Origin of the sequence: Xanthovirga aplysinae (assembly GCF_009711365.1) — a bacterium.
GTDB classification, from domain to species: Bacteria; Bacteroidota; Bacteroidia; order Cytophagales; family Cyclobacteriaceae; genus Xanthovirga; species Xanthovirga aplysinae.
In genome coordinates this window covers 1-4,337 of sequence record NZ_SMMB01000823.1, presented here as the reverse complement: position 1 = coordinate 4,337, position 4,337 = coordinate 1, and the positions used below count along the sequence as shown (strand labels likewise).

At 38.8% G+C, this 4,337-nt stretch carries 3 protein-coding genes; all 3 read left to right on the top strand.

Annotated features, from left to right (window positions below; all coding sequences use genetic code 11):
- Positions 1-926 (top strand): PAS domain-containing sensor histidine kinase (locus E1171_RS06265; RefSeq protein WP_155205158.1); only part of this gene is annotated, 926 nt, incomplete at its 5' end.
- Between the two features lie 272 nt (positions 927-1,198).
- The gene (locus E1171_RS06260; protein ID WP_155205157.1) at positions 1,199-3,481 is read left to right on the top strand and encodes a SusC/RagA family TonB-linked outer membrane protein; all 2,283 of its coding nucleotides are present in this window, start codon (positions 1,199-1,201) and stop codon (positions 3,479-3,481) included.
- Positions 3,471-4,322, top strand: coding sequence for a SusC/RagA family TonB-linked outer membrane protein (locus tag E1171_RS06255; protein WP_155205156.1), 852 nt, complete (start codon positions 3,471-3,473; stop codon positions 4,320-4,322). Before E1171_RS06260 ends, E1171_RS06255 begins: the two co-directional genes overlap by 11 nt.
- The last annotated feature ends 15 nt before the right edge of the window (positions 4,323-4,337 follow it).

The following is a 4,337-nucleotide window of genomic DNA, read 5'->3' as shown; positions in this document are numbered from 1 at the left end:
GGCAAAAAGAAGAAGCCCAAGTTTTTCATGAAGCCGATTTACAGGCGATTGAAAGCAAATTTCAAAATTATGAAACAGAAGTAACTACAAGTGGGGGAGATACTAGAAATATCAGATTTAGAAAAAGATGTCTCTATACTGATGAAGGGGAGTTTCAGGGAATGTTGGGGCTTATGGAGGATATCACTGAAGAAAGGAGGACCCAGAAGAAACTAATGGAGCTCAATGAAAATAAAGATATGTTTTTTTCCATTATTTCCCACGACCTAAGAGGTCCTCTTGCCAACACTATCAACCTAATAGATATATTAGAAGAATTGCTAAGTACAAAAGTATCAAATGATGTAAAGTCAGTGATTGGACTGTTGAGGGAAAATGCCAAAGCTTCCCATAGCTTGCTCGACAATTTATTGATCTGGGCCAAAAGCCAAACGGATCAAATTTCCTTTAATCCTGAAAAAATAAAAATAGTAGAACTAGGGGATGAAAGTAAGAAATTGTACCAAAACAATGCAATAAAAAAGGGCATTACTTTAATGAACAAAATTCCCAAAAACTGCTATGGTTTTGGAGATAAAAACATGGTTTATACCGTGATTAGAAATTTATTATCCAACGCCATTAAGTTTACAAAGGAAGGGGGAAGTGTTACCCTTTCAGCCAAATCCATTAGGGGTAATCAGGTTCAGGTTTGGGTAAGGGATACGGGAGTTGGCATCCCAAAAGAAGTGGAAAGAGACCTTTTTTCTATTCAAAAGAAAATTTCGACTCCCGGAACCGCCAAAGAAAAAGGGACGGGATTAGGGCTTATCCTTTGTAAGGAATTGGTTGAGAGAAATAAGGGCGAAATTTTTGTTAAAAGTTCTCTTAAAAGGGGAACGGAAGTGTCTTTTACTTTGCCAAAGGGCAATATTAAGGAGGAATGAACCTTTAAGCTTTAGATTCTTAATTTCCCTAAAATGTCCCTATACTCGGCTACCAACTAAAGGTAGTCTTTTTTGTTTTTGGCCTGCTCAATTTTAATATTTTTTCCATTTGCCCCAAATCATTGATCCTATAGATTATTCTTTACATCACTTCTTTTTTGCAATATCCCCCTAAATGGGGGATTCTCCTTGCCTCCTTCTTTGATAATATTGGTGTAATACCTTTTGCTTCTTTCCACACTATCCATATTTCTCACCTAAAATTATTCCTGATGAAAAAACAATTACAGATCATTTTGTTGATGCCGTTAGTGTTGCTTTTTGGCCTGGCTAATGCGCAAGATCGTCTGCTTAGCGGTAGGGTGGTTTCCCAAGAAGATGGGGAACCTTTACCGGGTGTAAATGTCACATTGAAAGGGACTACAGTTGGAACAGTGACTGATTTTGATGGTAGGTACAAGTTAAAAGTTTCCTCTCCAGATGAATTGTTGGTATTTTCTTTTATTGGAATGGAGGACCACGAATTGAAGGTTGGAAATCGTTCGGTTATTGATGTAGAAATGCTTCCTGATGTTATGCAATTAAAGGAGGTGATGGTCACGGGCTTAGGTATAGAGGCCGAAAAAAGAACTTTGCCTTATGCAGCTCAAAATGTTATTGCTGAAGACATTATAAAGTCAAGGGAGACCAATATTGTGAATGCGCTGGCTGGTAAGGTAGCTGGAGTCCAGATTAATAATTCCGGGGGACAAGCAGGGTCTTCCTCACGCATTGTAATCAGAGGAACCACTTCCTTGACTGGAAATAACCAGCCTTTATGGGTAATTGACGGTATTCCGGTTGATAACCGGCAAACACCAGGATTAACTACATTGGTTGAAAGTACTTTGTTTAATGGGACTGGATCTAATCGTGCTATAGATATTGACCCTTCTTTAATTGACAAAGTAACTGTTCTAAGTGGTGCATCTGCAACTGCTATTTATGGTTCCAGAGGTGCCAATGGTGTAATTCAGATAATTACTAAGAAAGGAAAGGCCTCGGGTAAATTTCCAAGAGTGGAATTATCCTCTTCTGTGGGTTTTGATGAGGCAATAATTAAGGGCTTTCAATCTTCTTATCTGCAAGGATATTTAGGCGCTTATAGAAATGGTTTACCAGTCGATTTTGGAGGGTATTCAGAATTAGATGGACTTAGTCCACAGACATCCATAAGTTGGGGGCCTCATAAAGATTCTGTTAGTCAGGATGCTATTAATGCTGTAGGCATACCTGAAATCTATGACCCCCGAAAAGAATTTTATCGCAGGGGAACAGTACTGAATAATTCCCTGACTATAGGTGGAGGGGATGAAAAGGGTACTTATTTGTTGTCTTACTCTAATTTAAATCAAGAAGGAATAGTTCCTGGCAATGAATTCAAGAGAAATAGTTTTGTAGCCAAATTCGAGACCAAACTATCCAAATTAGTAGATGTTAGTACTTCCATAAATTATATCAATTCTAAAAACAGCAGATTATCCGAAGGTAATGGTCCTCGTTCCTATTTGTTTGCCTTAAACTTCTGGCCTATTAGCCATGATATCACCAACTATTACACGGATGATGGGACCTACTATTCCTATTACGGAGCCTTCAATAACCCATTTTGGTTAGCAGAAAACAATGGGAATTACTCTGATGTTGATCGGTTTATTATCACCCAAATTGTGGGATTTGAAATTTTACCAGGAATAAAACTGACAAACCGCACAGGTTGGGACGGATATTCAGATTTGAGAAAAGAGCAGGTGAATGTGGGGACTTTTTCCATTCCTGACGGAAGAATGTATGAATCCCAAATTGGTAATAATCAGATCAACAATGATTTAATGTTGACCGTTGAGAGGGAAATTATCGATAAGATTGGTATAAGTGCTTTATTAGGACATAATGTCAATATCAGAAAATTTAAGCGGAATACCATCCGGGGATTGGGTTTGAGTATCCCTGACTATTTTGATATTACCAATGCTGAAGAAACCCAAAGTTATGCCCTTGATGAGGATATCAGGACAGTTGGCGTTTACGCAAATGCGGTTTTGGACTATGATAATTATGTTTTCCTCACTCTTACCGGACGAAACGATTGGTCTTCAACATTGCCCAATGGTAAGAACTCTTATTTCTATCCGTCTGTGGGGCTGGGATTTGTCTTTACCGAAGTGCTTGGGTTGGCTGAAACCAACTATTTTCCATACGGTAAACTAAGAATGTCCTGGGCTCAGGCGGGAAATGACGCACCTGCTTATTTGACAACCCAAACATTTACTCAGGTTAATCCAGGTGATGGAACTAGGGGAAATATTAGCTTTCCTACCAATGGCTTAAATGGTTTTGAGCTAAGTGATCTTCTTGCAAATAATGAACTTAAACATGAGTTGATTACTGAAATGGAAGGTGGTGTAGATTTACGTTTCTTCAATGGCAGAGTGGGGTTGGATGCTACCTATTATCATAAAGTGAGTAAGAACCAGATCATCTCTCAGGAAATATCTGCTGCAAGTGGGATTTGAAAGTAGGGTGGTGAATTCTGGGGAAATCATTAATAAAGGGGTTGGGATTACCCTACAAGCTACGCCACTTAAAATAGGCGGTTTCGATTGGGATGTGCAAATGAACTTCTCCAAAAATAAATATGAACTGAAGGAATTGGCAGAGGGTGTGGACAATATTTATTTGGGAGGTTTTGTCAGCCCTCAGATTCGAGCGGATCAGGAGCATGGATATGGTGTCATTTGGGGACAAGGGCTAAAGTACAATGATAATGGGGAATTAGTAATTAATGAATATGGGTATCCTATGTTGGAAGAAGAATTAGGGCCTATTGGAAATGTTCAGCCCGATTGGACAGGAGGTATTCGAAACACATTCTCTTTTAAGGGGTTGTCTTTATCAGCCTTAATTGATGTCCGAAAAGGAGGGGATATTCTCAATTTTGATCAGTACTATATGGTTTTTTATGGTACGGCTAAAGTTACTGAAAACCGAAATCAAACTAAGGTTTGGGAGGGAGTACATGAAGATGGAACCCCTAATGAGACCGCAATCATGCAGGATGGTCCCTATTTTCGGGATTTCTACTCCAATATAGATGAGTTTTTTGTAGAGGATGGAAGTTTTGTGAAACTCAGGGAAATAAGTCTTGCTTACAGCCTACCAACCAAGTTGATGAAAAAAATTCCTTTTTCTTCTTTAAGTGTAAGTGTTACGGGAAGAAATCTATGGATTGATTCCGACTTTACCTATGGAGACCCTGAAGGTAGCCTTTATGGAAATGGAAATTCACAAGGCTTTTATCATATGGTTACCCCATCTACCAAAGGGCTCACATTTGGTCTAAAAGCAACTCTCTAAAATATCATTTGTCAA

Coding starts and splice junctions, on each gene's coding strand:
- E1171_RS06260 (WP_155205157.1), top strand. CDS start 1,199: ATGAAAAAACAATTACAGATCATTTTGTTGATGCCGTTAGTGTTGCTT.